Consider the following 19181-nt stretch of genomic DNA (forward strand, 5'->3'; position numbering starts at 1 on the left):
CTGCGGTCGGCGGTCCCCCTCCCCGTAAACGGGGAGGATTTATGAGCGACTTCCTCGACGCCCTGTCGCGTGCGCCCGATCTGCTCGCGCAGCATTTGTTGCTGGCGATGAGTGCGCTGGTGCTCGGGATCGTGCTCAGCCTGCCGCTCGCGGTGTGGTCGGCACGCGTGCCGACGGTCGGCAGGATCGCTATGGGGTTCGCCAGCCTCGTTCAGACGATCCCCAGCCTCGCGCTGCTCGCGCTCTTCTATCCGCTGCTGCTGTCGCTCTCGACCCTGGTCGGTGGCGGCATTCCCGCGCTCGGCTTCCTTCCCTCGCTGCTCGCGCTGACGCTCTACGCGCTGCTGCCGATCCTCAGGAACGGCGTCACTGGGTTGACCGGGATCGACCCCGCCGTAATCGAAGCAGCCGACGGCGTCGGGATGACCGCGTGGCAGAAGCTTCGGCTGGTCGAAGCGCCGCTCATCGCGCCCGTGCTGATGGCGGGGATCCGCACCGCGGCGGTGTGGACGATCGGCGCGGCGACGCTCTCCACCACGGTCGGGCAGCCGAGCCTCGGCGACATGATCTTCGCTGGGCTGCAGACGCAGAATTGGGCGCTGGTGCTCGCCGGGTGCTTCGCGGCGGCGGGGCTGGCGCTCGCGGTCGATGCGCTGCTCGGCGTGATCGAGCACGGCATCGCCAGGCGCAAGCGCGGTCGCGTGTGGGTCGCGTGTGGGCTGCTCGCGGCGGGGGTCGTCGTCGCGCTGGCCCCCATGCTGCCCGCCGCCGAACCGACCGTCACGATCGGCGCCAAAGGATTTTCCGAGCAATATATCCTCGCCCGCCTGATCGGCCGCCGGCTCGAGGCGGCAGGGTATCGCGTGCGGTACAAGGACGGGCTCGGCTCGGGCGTGATGTTCGCCGCGCTGACGTCGGGCGATGTCGACGTCGCGGTCGATTACACCGGCACGATCTGGACCAACGAGATGAAGCGCGCCGACAATCCGCCGCGCGACGCAATGCTCGCAGCGATCGCGCAGTGGGAAGGGACAAAGGGTCTCGACCTGCTCGGGCGGCTCGGGTTCGAGAATGCCTATGCCTTCGCGATGCGCGGCGACCGGGCCAAGGCGTTGGGCATCGCCAGCCTGGATGATCTGGCGGGGCACGCGGGCGACCTGACCTTCGGCAGCGACCCCGAATTCCTCGAACGCCCCGAATGGAAATCGGTGCGCGCCGCCTATGGCATGCGCTTCGGCGCGGCCAATGCGTACAGCCCGACCTTCATGTACCGCGCCCTGGCGAGCGGGCGGGCGGACGTGATCTCCGCCTATACCTCCGACGGTCGGATCGCCGCCGACAAGCTCGTCGTGCTGACCGACCCGCGCCACGCCATTCCCAATTACGACGCGATCCTGACGCTGTCGCCGCAGCGCGCGCGCGACGCGCGCGCGGTCGCCGCGCTCAAGCCGCTGATCGGGCGAGTCTCGGTCGAGGCGATGCGCGAGGCGAATTACCTGGTCGACCGCGACACCGGGAAGCTCAGCCCCGACGCCGCGGCGCGATGGCTCGAAAAGAAGATCGGGCTTTAGAAGAACAACTTCCTGATCCCGACCCGCACCGTCCGCCCCAGCGGGTCGAGATAATCAGGCTGATAGCTCACCGGCGTGATGCCCGTCGCGTCGCGCACGCGCTGGCGCGAATCGAACAGATTGTCGACGCTGACGACGAAGCGCGTCCCGATCAGCCACTTGTGCTTGGCAATCAGGTCGAGCCGCGTGGTGGGATCGAAGAACAACCGCAGGTTGGCGGTCGCCAGGCTCGAGAAATTGAGCGTGGTCGGCGCAAGCGCAGTGCCGCCGATGACTCGCGTCCCACTCTGCCAATTGACCGACAGCCGCGCGCCGATACCGTTGTTGGTATAGCCGGCCTGCGCCTCGATCTCGTGCCGCGACTGGCCGCCCGATCCGATCGCGCCGCCGTTCAACAGGTCGATGACCGGCACGCCCGGCGCGATTTCCACGCGGTCGGTGAAGTGCCAGGTGTGATAGAGCGCGAATTGCAGTCGGCCGCCGCCCCCGCCCGGTCCGCCACCGCCGAACCCGCCGCGGCCACCGCCGCCGCCGCGGAAACCGCCGCCGCCGCCGGGGCGGCCGCCGTCAGGGCCGCCCGGTGCGCCGCCAGTGGCATTGGCTGGCGGCGGGGCGCCGTCCGCCGGTGGCGGGGTTCCGGCCGCAGGCGACGTCGGCGCAGTGCCTTGCCCGCGCTGGCCGCCCTGACCACGGAATCCCTGCGCTAGCGTCCCGCCGAAAACGCTCGGCTGGTTCGCGAGGCTGCGCAAGCCCGCCAGCGCCGGACGCGGATCGGGACCGGTGCCCGCGCGGAACGCTTCGATCTGCTTCTGTAGCTTCGACTTGATCGGCTTCGAGAAATTGATCCCCCAACGCAGCTGCGATTGCTCGGTCCGCGCGAAGTTTACCGGTCGCGCGTCGATCATGGTCAGCGGGAAGGTGCCGTCGGGATCGGCAATCGTGCTGCGCGTGAACCGCCCCGGGAACGCCGCCTCGATCTGCGCGGTCGCCGCCGGGAAGCTCGCGATCGCGTTGCGCGTCGACGATTGATTGTAATTGGCGGTGAAGGTCAGGTCGGTCTTGGTGAACGGCTTGAGCGTCAGGCCCAGCCGGAAGGTGTGCTTGCTGTCGGCGAGCAGGAACGGGTTACCGCCCTGCCGGCTCGTCACGGTGTCGGTCTTGCCGGTGGTATAGTCGAAGATGCGGACGTTGGGCGTGTCGATGACCGGCGCGCCGAGCTGGGTCGCCGACGGGGCGTCGTCCTGGTGGGTGACCGACGCGATCAACCGCACGCCGGTGAACGGCGACCAGTTGGCGCCATAGCCGATCGTCTTGAGCGTGCCGAAATCGGAAACCTGGTCGAGCGCGAAATTGCCGTTGATCGACAGGTCGCCGAGGAACGCGAGCACGTCCTTCGACTTCTTGGCGATCGGCACGTCGATGTTGATCTGGCCATTGCCGACGTTGCGCGTGATGCTGCCGCTCTGGTTGACCCCGAAGCGCGACGAGCGGCTGTCGAGCCGCGACAACGACCCGCCCAGCCGGACGCTGGTCACCACGTCGCCGGCGGGCATCTTGAACAGCGTGCCGTTGAACAGCGCATCGACCCCGCCGGTGTTCGAGGTCGAGAAGCCGCGATTGGCGGCAGGCACGCCAACGGCCCCGGCGTCGGTGAAGGTCTGGCTGTCGACGCGGTCGTAGTTGCCGGTCAGCGACCATTGCCAGGTACCGATCTGGCCGTTGGTGGTGCTGCCGAGATGATAGGTCAGCGCGGTGTTGCGCTGACCCAGCGCGTAGAGTGCGCCCGGATTGGTCAGTGGCAGCCCCTGGAGCCCGTCCGATTCGGTGTAGGCGAACGTGCCGTTGAGCGTGGTCGAAGCCTTGCCGATCGGCTTGGCCAGCACGCTGCCGAGGTTGAACGTGCGCGAGAACGGCGTCAGCGTGCGGAACGGGCGCTGGTCGACCATGCCGGCCGCCGGCGGGTCGATGTCGCGCTCGCTTTCGAGCAAGGCCGAGGTCTGCGTATAGCCGATGTGAGTTGTGAACCGGCTGTCGCGATTGATGTTGAGGATGTCGAGCGCGCCGCCGGGGGTCACGCTCCCGCCCTCGGTCGCGGCCTTGATCCCGGCTTCCGCGGTCAGCGCGCGGAAGCGCCGGCGCAGCACGAAATTCACCACCTTCTGGTCGGCGTGATAGCCGTATTTGAGCGCGACTTCCTCGGGCAGGATGTCGACCCGCGCGATCGCTTCGGCGGGCAGGTCGCGGATTTCGGCGAAGCTCGAGATGCGCTTGCCGTTGAGCAGGATGACCGGCGGGCCGCCGCCGCCGCTCTGCGTCTGCGGCGCGAGTTCGGTCAGCAGGTCGCTGACGCTGCTGACGCCGTACGAGCGGATGTCGGCGGGGCCGAGTTGCACCTCGGGCGGAATGTCGCCGATCACCGATCCGGGCAGCTTGACCGTGCCGGTGATGATGATGTCGGGCTCGTCGCTGACGCTCGAATCGTCCTGCGGCGGGGGCGCGGCGGACGGGGTCGGCGTCGGAGCGGGGGCCGGCGTCGGCGCGGGTGCGGTCTGGGCGTGCAGCGCCGTGGGCGCGATTCCGCTGAGCAACAGGGCAAGGCTGAACGATCGGCGCATTGGTACGTTGTTTTCCGCTACTGGTCGGGGATACGATCCCCTATAACTCAATTGTCGCAGAAATGTGCCCGTTCTGGCCGGGTGCGGGGAGGGACGATGCGGATCACGGTCAACGGGACGACGCACGAGGTCGAGGTCGATGTCCGCACGACGCTGCTCGACCTGTGCCGCGAGCATCTCGGGCTGACCGGAGCGAAGAAGGGGTGCGACCACGGGCAGTGCGGCGCGTGCACGATGCTGGTCGAGGGACGGCGAATCAATGCGTGTTTGAGCCTCGCGGTGATGCACGATGGCGATGAGGTGACGACGATCGAGGGGCTGGGGACGCCGGACCATCTCCACCCCTTGCAGGCCGCGTTCGTCCGGCACGATGGGTTCCAGTGCGGTTATTGCACACCAGGACAGATCTGTTCGGCGAAGGGGATGCTCGACGAAGTCGCGATGGGCTGGGCGAGCCATGTCAGCGGCGATCTCGACGACGTGACGCTGACCGACGCCGAAATCCGCGAGCGGATGAGCGGCAACATCTGCCGCTGCTCGGCCTATCCGACGATCGTCGATGCGATCCGTGAGGTGGCGGACGCATGAAGCCGTTCGACTTCTTGCGCGCCGACAGCGTCGATGCGGCGCTGGCCGCGGGGGCGGCGGGCGCGCGCTATATCGCGGGCGGGACCAACCTGGTCGACCTGATGAAGCTGCAGGTCGAGACGCCCGAGCGGCTGGTCGATATCGGGCGGATCGGGCTCGATACGGTCGAAGAGCTGAAAGGCGGCGGCGTGCGGATCGGCGCGCTGGTGCCGAACAGCGACCTCGCCGCGCATCCGCTGATCCGCTCGCGCTACCCGGTCCTGGCGCGCGCGCTGCTCGCCGGCGCGTCGGCGCAATTGCGCAACAAGGCATCGACCGGCGGCAATCTGCTCCAGCGCACGCGCTGTTACTATTTCTACGAGACCGCCGCACGCTGCAACAAGCGCGAACCCGGCAGCGGGTGCGACGCGATCGGGGGCTTCAACCGAATCCATGCGGTGCTCGGCGGGTCGGCCAATTGCATCGCGACGCATCCGTCGGACATGGCGGTGGCGCTGCTCGCGCTCGACGCGGTTGTGGTGACGGCGCGGCCGGGCAGCGAGGGGCGGCGGGTCGCGCTCGGCGACCTCTATCGCCTGCCCGGGGACACGCCGCAGATCGAGACCGTCCTGGAACCGGGCGAACTGATCACCGCGATCGACCTCCCCGCGCCGCCGCCCGGGCGCCAGCTCTACCGCAAGGTCCGCGACCGCGCGTCCTATGCCTTCGCACTCGTGTCGGTCGCGGCCGTCGTCGCGGTCGAGGACGGCACGATCACCGCGCGGCTCGCGTTCGGCGGGCTCGCGCCGATGCCGTGGCGGAGCGCCGAAGCCGAAGCGGCGCTGGTCGGTCAGCCCGCTGGCACTGCCGCATTCGAGGCCGCCGCCCACGCGCTGCTCAAGGATGCGCGAGGCTATGGCCACAACGATTTCAAGATCGTCCTCGCCCGCCGCACGCTGATCGCGACTCTACGCGACCTGACCGCCTAATTGCCTTCCCGCTTGCGGGAGGGGAAAAGTCAATTCACCCGGTCGAAATGCAGCGCGCGCTGCACCGGGTCGATCGACGCCAGCCGCACGCGTAACGCGTCGCCCGGCTCGACGTTCTTCGCATCGACCCGCGCGACCACGGGCAGGTCGCTCAACTGGATTCGCGCGCCGCGCTCGTCGAGGTCGGTGACGACCGCTCCGAACAGCTCGCCCTCACGCCCCTTGAGCAATACCGTCTCGGCCAGGTCGATCACCGCGCGGTCGATGCGCCCGCCGAGCGAATCGGCCTTGGCCATCACCGCGGGCAGTTTCGCGAACGCGTCGTTCACGCTATCGGGCACCGGTTCGCCATTGGCGATCGCCAGCGCCGCCATCACGACATAGCGGTCGGCGAGCCGGCGCAAGGGGGCGGTAGCGTGCGAATAGGTCGCCGCCATCGCCGAATGCCAGGGCACGACGCCCGCGCGGTACGGTACGTACGACGCGCCCTGCCCTGCGCGGCGGACCGCGAGCATGAACGCGGCTTGCTTGGGGTCGGCGGGGTCGAGCGTGCGCTCGAACTGGTCAAGGCTCTCGGCGTCGGGCCAGGTCAGCCCGAACGCGGTCGCGGTGTGGCGCAACCGGCGCACCGCGCCGTCGTCGGGCGCGGCCATCACGCGGAACAGCCCGGTGTGATGCGCCTGGAGCGCGTCGGCGACCGCCAGGTTGGTCGCGAGGCTCATCGCGGCGTTGCGCAGTTCGGACGGCAATTGCGGCTGGAGCACGAGTTCGTACCCGCCGCCCGCGACCGCATCGACTTCCTGTTCGGGCGGATCGACCCGCGCCGCGCCGCGCGCGTCCTCGGCCGCCTGGATGCGGTTCGCGAGATCGACGAATCCGGGCGGCAGGTCGGCGTCGGCGACGGTCTCGTACGCCAGCTTGTCCGCGTTCCGAATGATCGCGCGTTCGGCTCCGTCGAGCTTCACGCCGCCGTCGGGCGCGACGCGGACGGTGAAGATAATCGCGGGGCGCGGGCCGTCGGGGAGCAGGCTCGCCGCGCCCTGACTCAGCACCGGCGGATAGAGCGGCGCCTTGCCGTCGGGCAGGTAGAGCGTTTCGCCACGCGTCCACGCCTCGGTATCGATCGCGCCGCCGTCGTCGACGAACCACGCGACGTCGGCGATCGCGTAATGGAGCAGCAAGTCGCTCCCCGCCGCTTCGATCGCGAACGCCTGATCGAGGTCGGTCGAGCTCGCCGGGTCGAGCGTCACGAAGCGCATCTCGGTGCGGTCGACATGCGCGGTCGGCGCGCGCTTCGCGGCCTCGTCGGCGGCGGCGAGCACCGCTGGCGGAAACGAGTCGGGCACCTGGAATTGCGTGCGGATCGCGGCGAGGCCGCGGCCCAGCGCGTTGTCGGGATCGACGATCGCTTTCATCGCCAGCCGCTATAGACGCCATGGCCTTGCTGTCGAGCGGTGCTAGAGGCGGGCGATGCGGCGCGCGTTTTTCCTGGTGGCGATGACGTGGCCGACGTGCGGCTGGGCGCAATCCACGTCGCCGGCCGCGCCGCCGCCCGAACCGGACATCGTCATCCTCGGGCGCGGGCTCGACCTGCCGCCGGGGACGCCGGCCTATGGCGCGACGGTGATCGACCGCGACCGGCTGACCAACGACGCGTCAGGGCGGGTCGAGGGCGTGCTGAGCGACGTCGCGGGGTTCCAGCAATTCCGCCGGTCGGACAGCCGATCGGCCAACCCCTCGGCGCAAGGCGCCACTTTGCGCGCGCTCGGCGGCAATGCGTCGAGCCGGACACTGGTGCTGCTCGACGGCGTGCCGGTCGCCGATCCGTTCTTCGGCTATATCCCGTTCAACGCGCTGACCCCCGACCGGCTCGCGGGCATTCGCGTGACGCGCGGCGGCGGGTCGGGGCCGTTCGGGTCTGGGGCGGTCGCGGGGACGATCGAACTGGTCAGCGCCGACCGGAGCAATTTGCCGCCGGTCGCGGGTGAGGCGTTCTACGGCAGCCGCAACTCCGAAGATCTGTCGGCCAGCCTGTCGCCGACGTTCGGGCGCGGATTCATGAGCGTCTCAGGCCGATTCGAGCGCGGCGACGGGTTCCAGACCACGCCCGCCGACCAGCGCGTCGCCGCCACCGTGCCCGCGCGCTACCGCGACTGGTCGGCGGGGGTGCACGCAGTGATGCCGGTCGGCGACGCGGCCGAGCTGCAGGTGCGCGGGCTTGTGTTCGGCGACAATCGCACGTTGCGGTTCAGGGGCGCGGATTCGAGCTCGGAGGGCGAGGATGCGAGCGTCCGGCTGGTCGCGCGCGGGCGCTGGCAGGTCGACGCGCTCGCCTATCTCCAGGCGCGCAATTTCAGCAACAAGGTGATCAGCGCAACCAGCTTCAAGCTGACGCTCGACCAGCGCGACACGCCCTCGACCGGGATCGGCGGCAAGATCGAGCTGCGCCCGCCGGTCGGGGCGAACCAGGTGCTCCGCATCGGCGGCGACGTGCGGCTGGCCGAGGGCGTGCTGGCGGAGGATGCCTATGGCGCGACGGGCACCGTGACGGCGCGGCGCAACGCCGGCGGGCGGACGAGCGTCGCGGGACTGTTCGTCGAGGACGACTGGAAGATCGGGCGGCTGGTGCTGACCGGTGGCGCGCGGGTCGATCGCTGGAGCATCGCGGGCGGCTTCTTTCGCGAGCGCGACGGCAATGGCGTGCCCAGCGTCGCGAACGTTTTCCCCGACCGCACCGGCACCGAAGCGACCGGGCGCGGCGGGCTGCTGTTCCACGCCACGCCCTGGGCCGATCTGCGCGCGGCGGCCTATACCGGCTTCCGCCTGCCGACGCTCAACGAACTGTACCGCCCGTTCGTCGTCTTCCCGATCACGACGCAGGCCAACGCCGGCCTGTCGGCTGAGCGGCTGCGCGGGGTCGAGGGCGGGGTCGACCTTCGCCCTGCGCCCGGGCTGAAGCTGAGCCTGACCGCCTTCTACAACCGCCTCGGCGACGCCATCGCCAACGTCACGGTCGGCCCCAATCTGCGCCGCCGCGAGAATGTCGACGCGATCGCCGCGAAGGGGATCGAGGCGAGCCTGACGTGGCGGCGCGGCGCGGTGTCGCTGTCGGCGTCCTACGCGTTCAACGACAGTCGCGTGGTTGCCCCCGGCACCGCGCTCGATCGCCTTGTCCCCGCGCAAAGCCCGCGCCATGCCGGCAGCGCGACGCTCGCTTGGTCGCCCAAATCCGGCGCGCTGGTGTCGCTGACCGCGCGCTATGTCGGCGCTCAGTATGAGGACGATCTGCAGACCAACGTCCTGCCCGCCGCGACCACGGTGGATGCCGTCGCGCGGCTGCCGATCGGGCGACGCTTGTCGTTGATCGCCCGCGCCGAAAACCTGTTCGATGAGGCGGTGGTGACGCGCAACCAGGCGGGGTCGATCGATCTCGGCACCCCTCGCACCGTGTGGATCGGTATCCGTTTCGGCGAGTGACCGAATCGGCTATGGCGGCGTCATGGCCGAGTTCTTCGACTCCCTGTCCGACCAGCATGTCGCGTTCGTCGCGCGCCAGCCGGTATTCTTCGTCGCCACCGCCGCCGCCGAAACACGGATCAACCTCAGCCCCAAGGGCATGGATTGCTTCCGCGTCCTGTCGCGATCCCAAGTCGCGTATCTCGATGTCGCCGGATCGGGGAACGAGACCAACGCGCATTTGATCGCCGACGGGCGCATCACGATCATGTTCTGCGCGTTCGACAATCCCGCGCTGATCCTGCGCCTTTATGGCCGCGGCGCGCCGGTGCTGCCGCAGGATGCCGGTTGGGGAGAGCTTGCCGCGCATTTCACCCTGCTGCCGGGGACGCGCCAGATTTTCGTGGTCGACGTCGATCAGGTCCAGACCAGCTGCGGCTGGGGCGTGCCGCACATGAGCTTCGACCGCGAACGCGAGACGCTGAGCAAATATCACCGCCAGCACGACGAGGCGGTCCGTGCCGCCAAATACGCAGCGCGCACCCAAAGCATCGACGGCCTGCCCGTGCGCAACCCAACCCAGGCGCCGCAGCAGCAACAGCAATGAGTTTAGTCGAGCTCGGCCGCTACAACCGCAACGAGGCGATGATCATCATCGGGCGGCTCGACAGCGAGGGGATCGACGCGATCAGCTTCGACGGCAACGCGTCGATCGCCGACGGGAGTTATTTCCTGATCCCTGTGCGGGTGATGGTCGAAGCTGCCTAACAAATAGGCATCTGTTCGCAGGTGCACAAATTTTGACGCATCCGTAACATTTCCTTACGCGATTCCGCCTGAAAACGCGGCTTTTTGACTCTGGCACGTACCTTGCGACGCAACATCCGGATAAAACCGGAAGGGGCGCGGGTGAAGCTGATCATTGCCATCATCAAACCGTTCAAGCTCGACGAGGTGCGCGAGGCGCTGTCGGGCGTCGGCGTCGCGGGGATGACCGTGACTGAGGTCAAGGGGTTCGGCCGGCAGAAGGGCCAGACCGAAATCTACCGCGGGGCCGAATACAGCACGAACATGGTGCCCAAGATCAAGATCGAGATCGTCTGCGGCTCCGACCTGGTCGGCGGCGTGGTCGAGGCGATCCAGGCGTCGGCCAACACCGGCGCGATCGGCGACGGCAAGATTTTCGTGCTCGACGTGGGCCAGGCGGTGCGCATCCGCACCGGCGAAACCGACGACAGCGCGCTGTGAGGGGGAAGCTGATGACGAATAGGAAGAAGACTGCCGCGCTCGGCCTCGCTGCAGTGGCATTGTTCGCCGCGCTTCCCGCCTGGGCGCAAGGCGCAGCCCCCGCGCCCACGGTGAACAAGGGCGACACCGCGTGGATGATGACCTCGACCGTGCTCGTGCTGATGATGATCGTACCCGGTTTGGCGCTGTTCTACGGCGGCCTCACGCGCGCGAAGAACATGTTGTCGACCATGACTCAGATCGGCGCGGTCGCTGCGCTCGCGATGCTGATCTGGGTGATGTGGGGCTATACGATGGCGTTCGGCGACGGCGGGGGCGAGTTCATCTCCGGCTTCGGCAAGGCGTTCCTCAAGGGCATCACCCCCGATTCGACCGCGGCGACCTTCACTGCCGGGGTCGCGATCCCCGAATATGTCTTCATCTGTTTCCAGATGACCTTCGCGGCGATCACCGTGGCGCTGGTGCTCGGGTCGGTGGTCGAGCGGATGAAGTTCTCCGCCGTCATGGTGTTCGGCGCGATCTGGCTGACGATCGTCTATTTCCCGATCGCGCACATGGTGTGGGCGTCGGGGGGCAAGTTCTTCAAGATGGGCGCGCTCGATTTCGCGGGCGGGACGGTGGTGCACATCAACGCGGGTGTCTCGGCGCTGGTCGCCGCGCTGATCCTCGGCAAGCGGATCGGCTACCCGACCGAGCGGATCGTCCCGCACTCGCTGACGATGACCGGGATCGGCACCGGCTTGCTGTGGGTCGGCTGGTTCGGGTTCAACGCGGGCTCCGCGCTGGAGGCGAACGGTTCGGCCGCGCTCGCGATGATCAACACCTTCGTCGCGACGGCGTCGGCGGGGCTGTTCTGGATGCTGGCGGAGCGGGTCAACGGCCATAAGGGATCGGCGCTGGGTTTCTGTTCGGGGATCGTCGCGGGGCTGGTCGCGGTGACGCCGGCGGCGGGCAATTCGGGGCCGTTCGGCGCGATCGTGCTCGGCGCGGTCGCCTCGGTAGTCTGCTTCTACGCGGTGTCGGTGCTCAAGCCCCGGCTCGGCTATGACGACGCGCTCGACGCGTTCGGGGTGCACGGCATCGGCGGGATGATCGGCGCGCTCGGCACCGGTGTGGTCTACGCGCCGACGCTCGGCGGCCCGGGCAAGCCCGATTTCGACATGGCGCACCAGTTGGTCGTGCAGTTCGAGACGGTCGGGACGACGATCGTCTGGGCCGCGCTCGGCACCGTCGTCGCGATCTATGCCGCCAAACTGGTCACCGGCCTGCGGGTTTCGGCGGATGTCGAGCGCGAAGGCCTCGACCTCGGCGAACACGGCGAGCGCGCGTACAACTGATCTGAAGAGGTTCCTCCTGCGGACACACTTGGCTGGTGGCGAAAGTCACCGGCCATTTTTTATTCAACCCTCTCCCTTTGGGAGAGGGTCGAGCAGCGAAGCTGCGAGGGGTGAGGGTAGGGTCGAGCCGCTTCGTTGCTGCCCTCACCCTTCCGTCGCCTTCGGCTCCTCCCTCCCTCTCCCAAAGGGAGAGGGTTAAAGGTCGGCCTTCACGAAATCGGCGCAGCGTTCGCCGATCATGATCGACGGCGCGTTGGTGTTGCCGCTGACCAGCTTGGGCATGACCGAGGCGTCGGCGACGTACAGCCCCTCGACTCCGCGCACGCGCAGTTGCGGGTCGCACACCGCGTCCGCGTCGCTCCCCATCCGCGCGGTGCCGACCGGGTGATAGACCGTGTCCGCCCGCGCGCGGATCAGGCGGTCGAGCGCGTCGTCGTCGTCGAGATCGATCGGGTACCGGTCCTTCGCGCCGTGGCGCGCGAGCGGCGGGCTGGCGAGGATGCGGTACATCGCGCGCACGCCCGCCTTCATCACCGCCATGTCGCGCTCGTCGGTCAGGAAGGCGGGGTCGATCAGCGGCGCGTCGCGCACGTCGGCCGACGCCAGCCGCACGGTGCCGTGGCTTTCGGGCCGCAGCACGCAGACGTGGCACGAAAAGCCGTGCGCCTTCACCGCGGTGCGGCCGTGATCCTCGAGCACCACGGGCACGAAATGGAACTGGACGTCGGGCGCAGGACTGCCGGGGAGCAAGGTCAGGAACCCGCCCGCCTCGGCGAAGGGCGACGTCATCACGCCCTCGCGCTTGCGCAGCCAGCGCACCAATTCCTTCAGCATCGTGAGGTTGCCGACGAACGACTGCCCCAAGAAATAGCGCCCCGGCACCTCGAACGCCGCGACGTAATCGACGTGATCCTGCAGGTTCGCGCCGACTTGCGCGCGATCGACGAGCGGCTTGACGCCATGCTCGGCGAGGTGCGCCGCGGGGCCGATCCCCGACAGCATCAGCAATTGCGCGGTGCCGAACACCCCGCCCGCGAGCACGACCTTCTTCGCGCGGACCACCTTCTGCTCGCGGCCGCGCAGATAGGCGACGCCCCACACCTTGCCGTCCTCTAACAGCACACGTTCGGCTGTCGCGTCGGTGACGATCGAGAAATTGGGCCGCGACAAAGCGGGCTCGACATAGGCGCGCCCGGCGGTCCAGCGTTCGCCACCCTTCTGCGTCACTTGATACAGCCCGACGCCTTCCTGCCGCGCGCCGTTGAAGTCGTCGTTGCGCGGGATTTGGAGGCTCGCCGCCGCCTCGACGAACTCCTTGCTGCCGGCATGCGCCCAATGCTGGTCGCTGACGGTCAGCGGACCGTCGCCGCCGTGAAATTCGTCCGCCCCGCGCTCATTCGCCTCGGCGCGCTTGAACACCGGAAGTACGTCGGCATAGCTCCAGCCGTCGCATCCCAGTGCCGCCCAATTGTCGTAATCCCAGGCGGCACCCCGGATGTAGAGCATCGCGTTGATCGCGCTCGACCCGCCGAGCCCGCGCCCGCGCGGCTGATACCCGCGCCGCCCGTTCAACCCCTTTTGCGGCACGGTCTCGTACGCCCAATTGGTCTTGGGCGTCTGCTTGCCCATGAAGCCGGGGACGCGGGTGATCAGCCCGGTGTTGCGCCCGCCCGCCTCGAGCAAGGCTACCGAGTGGCGGCCGTCCTCGCTGAGCCGTCCCGCCGCGGCCGCGCCGCCCGATCCGCCCCCGACGACGACGATGTCGGCTTGTTCCACGCATCCTTCTCCCGCTCGCGCTGCTCCCACAGCGCCTTGATGCTCTCGCTCGTCTCGCGGCTGCCGTCATGGCTCCACCCCGGCGGCTTGACCATGTAATTCCACTTGGCCTTCAGCGTCGGCGCCGCCCACACGTCCTTGGCGATCCCGATCCATTCGTGGAACGCCGACCACACCACATTGAACGTCCCCAGATTCTTGACGATGCCGTAGCGCGGTTTCTCTTCGTCGAGCTCGGGCGTGAACGTGCCGAACATCTTGTCCCACACGATGAACACGCCGGCGTAATTCATGTCGAGGTAGCGCGGGTTGGTCGCGTGGTGGACGCGGTGGTGGCTCGGCGTGTTCATGACGGCCTCGAACCAGCGCGGCATCCGGCCGATCACCTCGGTGTGGATCCAGAACTGATAGATCAAATTGATGCCGCCGACGAACGCCAGCATCGCGGGCGGAAAGCCGACCAGGAACAGCGGCAGCTTGATGATGAAGGTCAGCCCGAAGAACCCGGTCCAGGTCTGCCGCAGCGCGGTCGAGAGGTTATAGTGCTGGCTCGAATGGTGGACGACATGCGCCGCCCACGCCCAGCGGATGCGGTGCCCCGCGCGGTGGATCCAGTAATAGCCGAGGTCGTCGAGCACGAACGCGAGCACGAACGCCCACCAGGTGTAGCCGATGTCGAACAGGCGGTATTGGTAGAAGAACAATGCGATCGCGAGGAACAGCCCGCCGGTCAGGATGCCGGCGATCGTGCTGCCGAGCCCCAGCGCCAGGCTGGTGAGCGTGTCGTTGGGCTCGTAGCGGCGGCGGTCGCGGATTCGCGCGACGATGATCTCGATCAGCACGAGCAGCACAAAGCCCGGCACGGCGATGTCGACCGGGTGCATGTCGGCGAGGAAGTGCAGGTCCATGGGGCCGCTGCTTACACCAGTGTCAGTGGCGCTTCCAGCCCGCGCACTTCATCGGCGGTGATCCCGAACAGGACGACTGGCCCGAACAGCTTTTCGCCGGTCTGCACCGTCGCACCCTCGACCGCTTCGTAGATCCGCAAGGGTGGCACGAGCCGCCGCACCGCGACTTGCGCGCCGTGGCGCTTCAACACCGCGATCGCGCCGCGCCCCGCGACCAGCGCCGCGCCGCCATCACCCGACACGAGCGCGCGCCCGCCCTCGAAACCGGCCAAGGCTTCCTCGGCGAAGCGCCGCGCATCGTCCTCGTTCGCGATGCGGCTCTGCCCGAGCTTGAGCATCCGCGCGACCCCGGCGAGCGCGAAGATCGCGATCACCGATCCGACGAGCTGGACGATCTGGTCGTGGCTCATGCCTGCGCCGCCAATTGATCGAGCAACGGCCGCAACCCGTCGAGGTCGTATCCCGCGCCCGCGCCCTTGGCGATCAGTTCGTCGGGCGTATCGCCCATCCGCGCGCGCGCCAGCGCCCACAGATTGCACGACCGCGTGCCCGAGCGGCAGAAGGCGAGCACCGGCCCCTCGGCGCTCTCCAGCACGTCGACCATCGCGGCGACTTGGCGGTGGCTGAAACCGCCGCCGCCGACAGGGATCGCCGCGTACGTCAGCCCCGCCGCGAGCGCCGCCGCGCGAATCTCGTCTCCCGCCGGCTGCCCCTCCTGCTCGTCGTCGGGGCGATTGTTGACCACAGCGACAAATCCCGCCGCCTTTATCACGGCGATGTCGGCGGGCTGGATTTGCGGCGCCACCGAAATGCTGTCGTCGACCTTGCGGATCATGCCGCCTCCCGGATCACTTGCAAAAACGCGTCACCATAGGCCTCCAGCTTGCGTTCGCCGACCCCCGAAATCGTGCCGAGCGCGGACAGGCTATCGGGCTTCATCGCCGCCATGTCGCGCAGCACCGAATCGTGGAAGATGACGTACGGCGGCACGCTGCTTTCCTTGGCGAGTTCGCGGCGCTTCTCGCGCAGCGCTTCGAACAGCGGGTCGCCGATCGGGTTGGCGCCGCCGGTACCTCTGCGCCGCCGTACGCGTTTGGGCGGGACGATCAGCGACAATTCGGCCTCGCCCTTGAGCAGTGCCTTTGCCGCCGGCCCGAACTCCAGCCCGCCGAAATCGTTGGCGCGCAAAGCATCCTTGAGCAGCAGGGCGCGCGCGACGGGCTTGATCAGCGCGGCTTCTTCCGCGCCGTCGACGATCCCGAACACCGACAGCGCCTCGTGGCCGTTCATCAGGCTGCGCTCGCTCGACTGGCCGGTCAGGACGCTCTCGATATAGCCGACACCGAAGCTTTGCCCGGTGCGGAACACGGCGGAGAGGAACTTGCGCGCCACCTCGGTCGCGTCGGTCGCCGAGGGCGGGGCGAGGCAATTGTCGCAATTGCCGCAATTGTCGGGCGCTTCGTCGCCGAAATGCGCGAGGAGGAGCTTGCGGCGGCATCCCGCGGTCTCGACCAGCGCGCCCAATGCGTTGAGCCGCGCGCGCTCGCCCGCCTGCCGCCCCGGCTCGACCTCGCCGATCCGCTGGCGCGCCCTGGCGAAATCCTCCGCGCCCCAGAACAGATGCGCCACCGCCGGGTCGCCGTCGCGCCCCGCGCGGCCGGTTTCCTGGTAATAGGCCTCGATCGACTTGGGCAGCCCGGCATGGGCCACGAACCGCACGTCGGGCTTGTCGATCCCCATCCCGAACGCGACCGTCGCGACGATCACCATGTCCTCGGATGCGACGAAATCGGCCTGATTCTTCGCGCGAACCGGCGGTTCGAGCCCAGCGTGATAAGCGCGCGTCGGGCGGCCTGTCCTGGCGAGCGCCTCGGCGAGCTTCTCGGTCGCCACGCGCGTCTGGGCATAGACGATCCCCGGCCCCGGCTGCTCGGCGATCAGGTCTGCGATCTGGCGCGCGGTGTTGTCCTTCGGACTGATCGCATAGCGGATGTTCGGCCGGTCGAACCCGGCGACGATCAGGCCATCGCGGGGAATGCCGAGCTGGTCGAGGATGTCGGCGCGCGTGTGCGCGTCGGCGGTCGCGGTCAGCGCGAGCCGGGGCACGTCCGGGAAACGGTCGAGCAGCGGGCGGAGCAGGCGGTAATCGGGGCGGAAATCGTGCCCCCATTCGCTGACGCAATGCGCCTCGTCGATCGCGAATAGGCTGAGGCTCCCGCGCTCGAGCAATTCCTTGAAGTCCGACCCCGACGCGCGCTCGGGCGCGACGTAGAGCAGGTCGAGCTCGCCATCGAGAAATCGCCCGCGCGTTTCCGCCCGGTTCTCGTCCACACTGGTCAGGGTGGCGGCGCGAATCCCGACCGCCTCGGCGGCGCGCAACTGGTCGTGCATCAGCGCGATCAGCGGGCTGACCACGACACACGTTCCCGCCAGCATCACCGCCGGAAATTGATAGCACAGCGATTTGCCCGCCCCGGTCGGCATCACTGCCAGCGTCCGCTCGCCCGCCAGCACGCGCGACACCACCGCCTCCTGCACCCCGCGAAACGCCGGGAAGCCGAAGGTCGAATGGAGGATGTCGAGCGGGTCGGTCACCCCGCGCGACATAACGATGTCCGCGACCAACGCCACCGCTTCCCGGCCGCGCGGTCAGGCACAGGGAACGCCGTCCGCCGGCTTCCACGGCACCAGCCGGATATCGGACAGTTCGATCGAATCGAGCGGATACGGCCAATATTCGTTGCCGATCTTGCCCGGCATCACGAGGCACACGTCGGTCGGCTCGGCCTTGTCGCCGCGCCGCATCGTCGCGCGATAGATCATGCCCCGGTCATAACCGTTGATCACGACCAGCAGCGACGCGTCCTTGCCCGCCGTGCGCACGAAATGCAGGTCGACCGTGTTTGGCGCGGCCTTGGGCGAGACCATTCCCATCTGCGCGTCGGTCATCGGCTGGGGATTGTTGCCCGTCGCATTGTCGAACGCGCCGCTCACGAACTTCGCCGACGTCGCCTTTTCGAATTCGGTCATGTCGGTCGCGGGCTTGCGATCGACGACGCGCGGCGCCGCCTTGCCGTCCTCGTCGATCGTGAACGTCACTGCTTCGCCGCGATTGACCGTCACCGTCTGCGCCATCGCGTTCATCGGCAGCATCAGCGCCGCCATCACTATCGCCGTCCTGATCATCGTCTTCCTCCCTTGCGACCCGCCGTCACTTTCCGGCAGCCTTGTACTCGGCGTCCATCGCCTGCCGCTTGCGATCCTGCGCCGCCTGGTCGGGCACGCCCAGCGCCGCGCGCAGCCGGTCCGAAATCAGCGCGCGATCATACGGCTCCTGCGTCCACGGCTGGTCGGGCGCGCGCGTATATTGCGTCCCGAATACCTGTTTCTGCCCGATCCGTTGCAGATAGCGGTCGAGCGTCGCGGTCGCGATCCACGTCGCATCCCGCCGCCCGCGCGCGATCGCGACGACCGCCAGCGTGTGGGCGAGCAGGCAGTCGTCCGCCGCATCACCATGCTGGAAGACGAACGCCGCGTGGTAGAAATCGTCGCCGCTCTGCAACGCGCCGCTGTCGAGCAGCGCCCTGGTGCGCGCTCGCCGCGCCGCGTCGCGCGGGCGGACGGCGGCCCAGTCGATCCGCGGGCCCGCATCGCGGTCGCCCTGGTCGGCGGTGAAGATCGCGGTCATCTCGGCATTGGTGGTGTAGGCGGGCGCGGCAGCCGGTTGGGTCTGCGCGTAGGCGCTCGCCGGGACGACGAGCAGCAACGCGGCGATCAGTCCGAGCATCATACCTCCATCAAATCACGGCCGATCACGACCTCGCCCGCAAACGTCGTGCGCACCGCCGCCAGCCACATCGCGTCGGTCACCTGCGGGCCGCCGGGAACGAGGTGCGACAGGACGAGCTTCTTCACCCCCGCGCGCGCCGCGACCCGCCCGGCGTCCTCGGCGCTGGTGTGGCTGCGGCGGAGGTGGTTGACGAGCGTGGACGCGTTCTCGCCCGCCATTTGCGGGATCGCGGGGGCGTAGATCGCTTCGTGGATGAGGAGGTCGGCGCCCTTCGCCAGCGCGACGAGGTTTTCCGAATAATGCGTGTCGCCGGAGATCACGATCGACCGGCCCGGCGTGTCGAAGCGGTAGGCGAAGGCTGGTTTCACGCTTTCGTGGTCGACCAGGCACGAGGTGACGGTCGTGCCGCCGTCGCGCACCACCACGCCGCCGGTCGCGCGCTCCTCGACATCGACGAGCGGCGCGAGCGGGATGCGCCCTTCCTCGCGGATCCGCGCCGCAACATCGTACGACAGCGCCGCGAGCTGATCGCGGACAATCGCCTTGATCGGCGGCGGGCCGTGGACCGTTACCGGCGTCTTCAGTCCCGAGCTCCACGCCAGTTCGATCAGCGTGCCCACGTCGGCGATGTGATCGCTATGGTTGTGCGTGACGAAGAGGCGCGACAGGGTGTCGAGCGCTACGCCCGCCTTGGCGAGCTGGTTGGCGACGCCGTTGCCGCAATCGACCACCCACGCCTTGCCGCCCACTTGGATCAACGTCGCGGGCGCGGCGCGATAGGGCGAGGGCGTTGGCCCGCCCTTGGTGCCGAGCAGCACCACACGCACGCCCGGCCTCGGCGCCGCACCGATCAACGGCAGCGCGGCGAGACCCGCGACGATTTCCCGGCGGCTGGCTTGCATGCGGCGACGCTATCGCCAAATG

The 19181-nt window shown here is 68.6% G+C and carries 18 protein-coding genes; 8 read left to right on the forward strand and 10 right to left on the reverse strand.

Translation table 11 applies throughout. The features are described 5' to 3' along the window. The first annotated feature begins 41 nt into the window (after positions 1-41). Positions 42-1571, forward strand: coding sequence for an ABC transporter permease/substrate-binding protein (locus E7773_RS09440; RefSeq protein WP_293990462.1), 1530 nt, complete (start codon positions 42-44; stop codon positions 1569-1571). Here the strand turns inward: E7773_RS09440 and E7773_RS09445 are convergent. Further along, a complete protein-coding gene (locus tag E7773_RS09445; RefSeq protein WP_293990464.1) occupies positions 1568-4186 on the reverse strand; it encodes a TonB-dependent receptor in 2619 nt (872 codons plus the stop codon). The genes E7773_RS09440 and E7773_RS09445 overlap by 4 nt on opposite strands. 96 nt (positions 4187-4282) lie before the next feature. Here E7773_RS09445 and E7773_RS09450 point away from each other — a divergent pair, with 96 nt between their 5' ends. Beyond that, positions 4283-4774: a 2Fe-2S iron-sulfur cluster-binding protein gene (locus E7773_RS09450; RefSeq protein ID WP_293990466.1), complete on the forward strand. Its 492-nt coding sequence runs from the start codon at positions 4283-4285 to the stop codon at positions 4772-4774. Then, positions 4771-5742: a xanthine dehydrogenase family protein subunit M gene (locus E7773_RS09455; protein ID WP_293990468.1), complete on the forward strand. Its 972-nt coding sequence runs from the start codon at positions 4771-4773 to the stop codon at positions 5740-5742. Before E7773_RS09450 ends, E7773_RS09455 begins: the two co-directional genes overlap by 4 nt. Before the next feature lie 29 nt (positions 5743-5771). Here E7773_RS09455 and E7773_RS09460 read toward each other — a convergent pair whose 3' ends face one another. Beyond that, positions 5772-7157, reverse strand: a complete 1386-nt coding sequence (locus tag E7773_RS09460) for an RNB domain-containing ribonuclease (protein WP_293990471.1) — start codon at positions 7155-7157, stop codon at positions 5772-5774. Between the two features lie 82 nt (positions 7158-7239). Here E7773_RS09460 and E7773_RS09465 point away from each other — a divergent pair, with 82 nt between their 5' ends. The 5 genes from E7773_RS09465 to E7773_RS09485 all read left to right on the forward strand — a co-directional run bounded on the left by E7773_RS09465 (position 7240) and on the right by E7773_RS09485 (position 11783). Next, positions 7240-9219, forward strand: coding sequence for a TonB-dependent receptor (locus E7773_RS09465; protein ID WP_293990788.1), 1980 nt, complete (start codon positions 7240-7242; stop codon positions 9217-9219). Between the two features lie 22 nt (positions 9220-9241). Then, a complete protein-coding gene (locus E7773_RS09470) occupies positions 9242-9805 on the forward strand; it encodes a pyridoxamine 5'-phosphate oxidase family protein (RefSeq protein WP_293990473.1) in 564 nt (187 codons plus the stop codon). Beyond that, positions 9802-9966, forward strand: a complete 165-nt coding sequence (locus tag E7773_RS09475) for a DUF2007 domain-containing protein (RefSeq protein WP_293990474.1) — start codon at positions 9802-9804, stop codon at positions 9964-9966. Before E7773_RS09470 ends, E7773_RS09475 begins: the two co-directional genes overlap by 4 nt. A 141-nt stretch (positions 9967-10107) precedes the next feature. Further along, complete coding sequence (locus E7773_RS09480; protein ID WP_293990475.1) at positions 10108-10446, forward strand: P-II family nitrogen regulator; 339 nt, start codon at positions 10108-10110, stop codon at positions 10444-10446. A gap of 11 nt (positions 10447-10457) precedes the next feature. Continuing rightward, a complete protein-coding gene (locus tag E7773_RS09485) occupies positions 10458-11783 on the forward strand; it encodes an ammonium transporter (protein ID WP_293990476.1) in 1326 nt (441 codons plus the stop codon). A 195-nt stretch (positions 11784-11978) separates the two neighbouring features. On the opposite strand, the gene E7773_RS09490 is transcribed toward E7773_RS09485, so the two are convergent. From E7773_RS09490 to E7773_RS09525, 8 genes are read right to left on the reverse strand one after another with little or no spacing between them, the layout of a single operon-like run. Further along, complete coding sequence (locus E7773_RS09490) at positions 11979-13559, reverse strand: GMC family oxidoreductase N-terminal domain-containing protein (protein WP_293990478.1); 1581 nt, start codon at positions 13557-13559, stop codon at positions 11979-11981. Next, positions 13469-14467, reverse strand: a complete 999-nt coding sequence (locus tag E7773_RS09495; RefSeq protein WP_293990480.1) for a sterol desaturase family protein — start codon at positions 14465-14467, stop codon at positions 13469-13471. Before E7773_RS09495 ends, E7773_RS09490 begins: the two co-directional genes overlap by 91 nt. Positions 14468-14478: 11 nt before the next feature. Beyond that, positions 14479-14877, reverse strand: a complete 399-nt coding sequence (locus E7773_RS09500; protein WP_293990482.1) for a hypothetical protein — start codon at positions 14875-14877, stop codon at positions 14479-14481. Next, the gene (locus E7773_RS09505) at positions 14874-15302 is read right to left on the reverse strand and encodes a TIGR01244 family sulfur transferase (RefSeq protein ID WP_293990484.1); all 429 of its coding nucleotides are present in this window, start codon (positions 15300-15302) and stop codon (positions 14874-14876) included. The genes E7773_RS09500 and E7773_RS09505 overlap by 4 nt, the downstream gene beginning before the upstream one ends. Next, the gene (recQ, locus tag E7773_RS09510; RefSeq protein WP_293990485.1) at positions 15299-17062 is read right to left on the reverse strand and encodes a DNA helicase RecQ; all 1764 of its coding nucleotides are present in this window, start codon (positions 17060-17062) and stop codon (positions 15299-15301) included. The genes E7773_RS09505 and recQ overlap by 4 nt, the downstream gene beginning before the upstream one ends. A 54-nt stretch (positions 17063-17116) precedes the next feature. Next, positions 17117-17653: a hypothetical protein gene (locus E7773_RS09515; protein ID WP_293990487.1), complete on the reverse strand. Its 537-nt coding sequence runs from the start codon at positions 17651-17653 to the stop codon at positions 17117-17119. 25 nt (positions 17654-17678) lie between these two features. Further along, positions 17679-18257, reverse strand: coding sequence for a hypothetical protein (locus tag E7773_RS09520; RefSeq protein ID WP_293990489.1), 579 nt, complete (start codon positions 18255-18257; stop codon positions 17679-17681). Further along, positions 18254-19159 carry an MBL fold metallo-hydrolase gene (locus E7773_RS09525; protein WP_293990491.1) on the reverse strand — a complete coding sequence of 302 codons (906 nt, stop codon included), beginning with the start codon at positions 19157-19159 and terminating at the stop codon, positions 18254-18256. The genes E7773_RS09520 and E7773_RS09525 overlap by 4 nt, the downstream gene beginning before the upstream one ends. Between the last annotated feature and the right edge of the window lie 22 nt (positions 19160-19181).

Source organism: Sphingomonas sp. (genome assembly GCF_004799495.1).
Taxonomy (GTDB): Bacteria; Pseudomonadota; Alphaproteobacteria; order Sphingomonadales; family Sphingomonadaceae; genus Sphingomonas.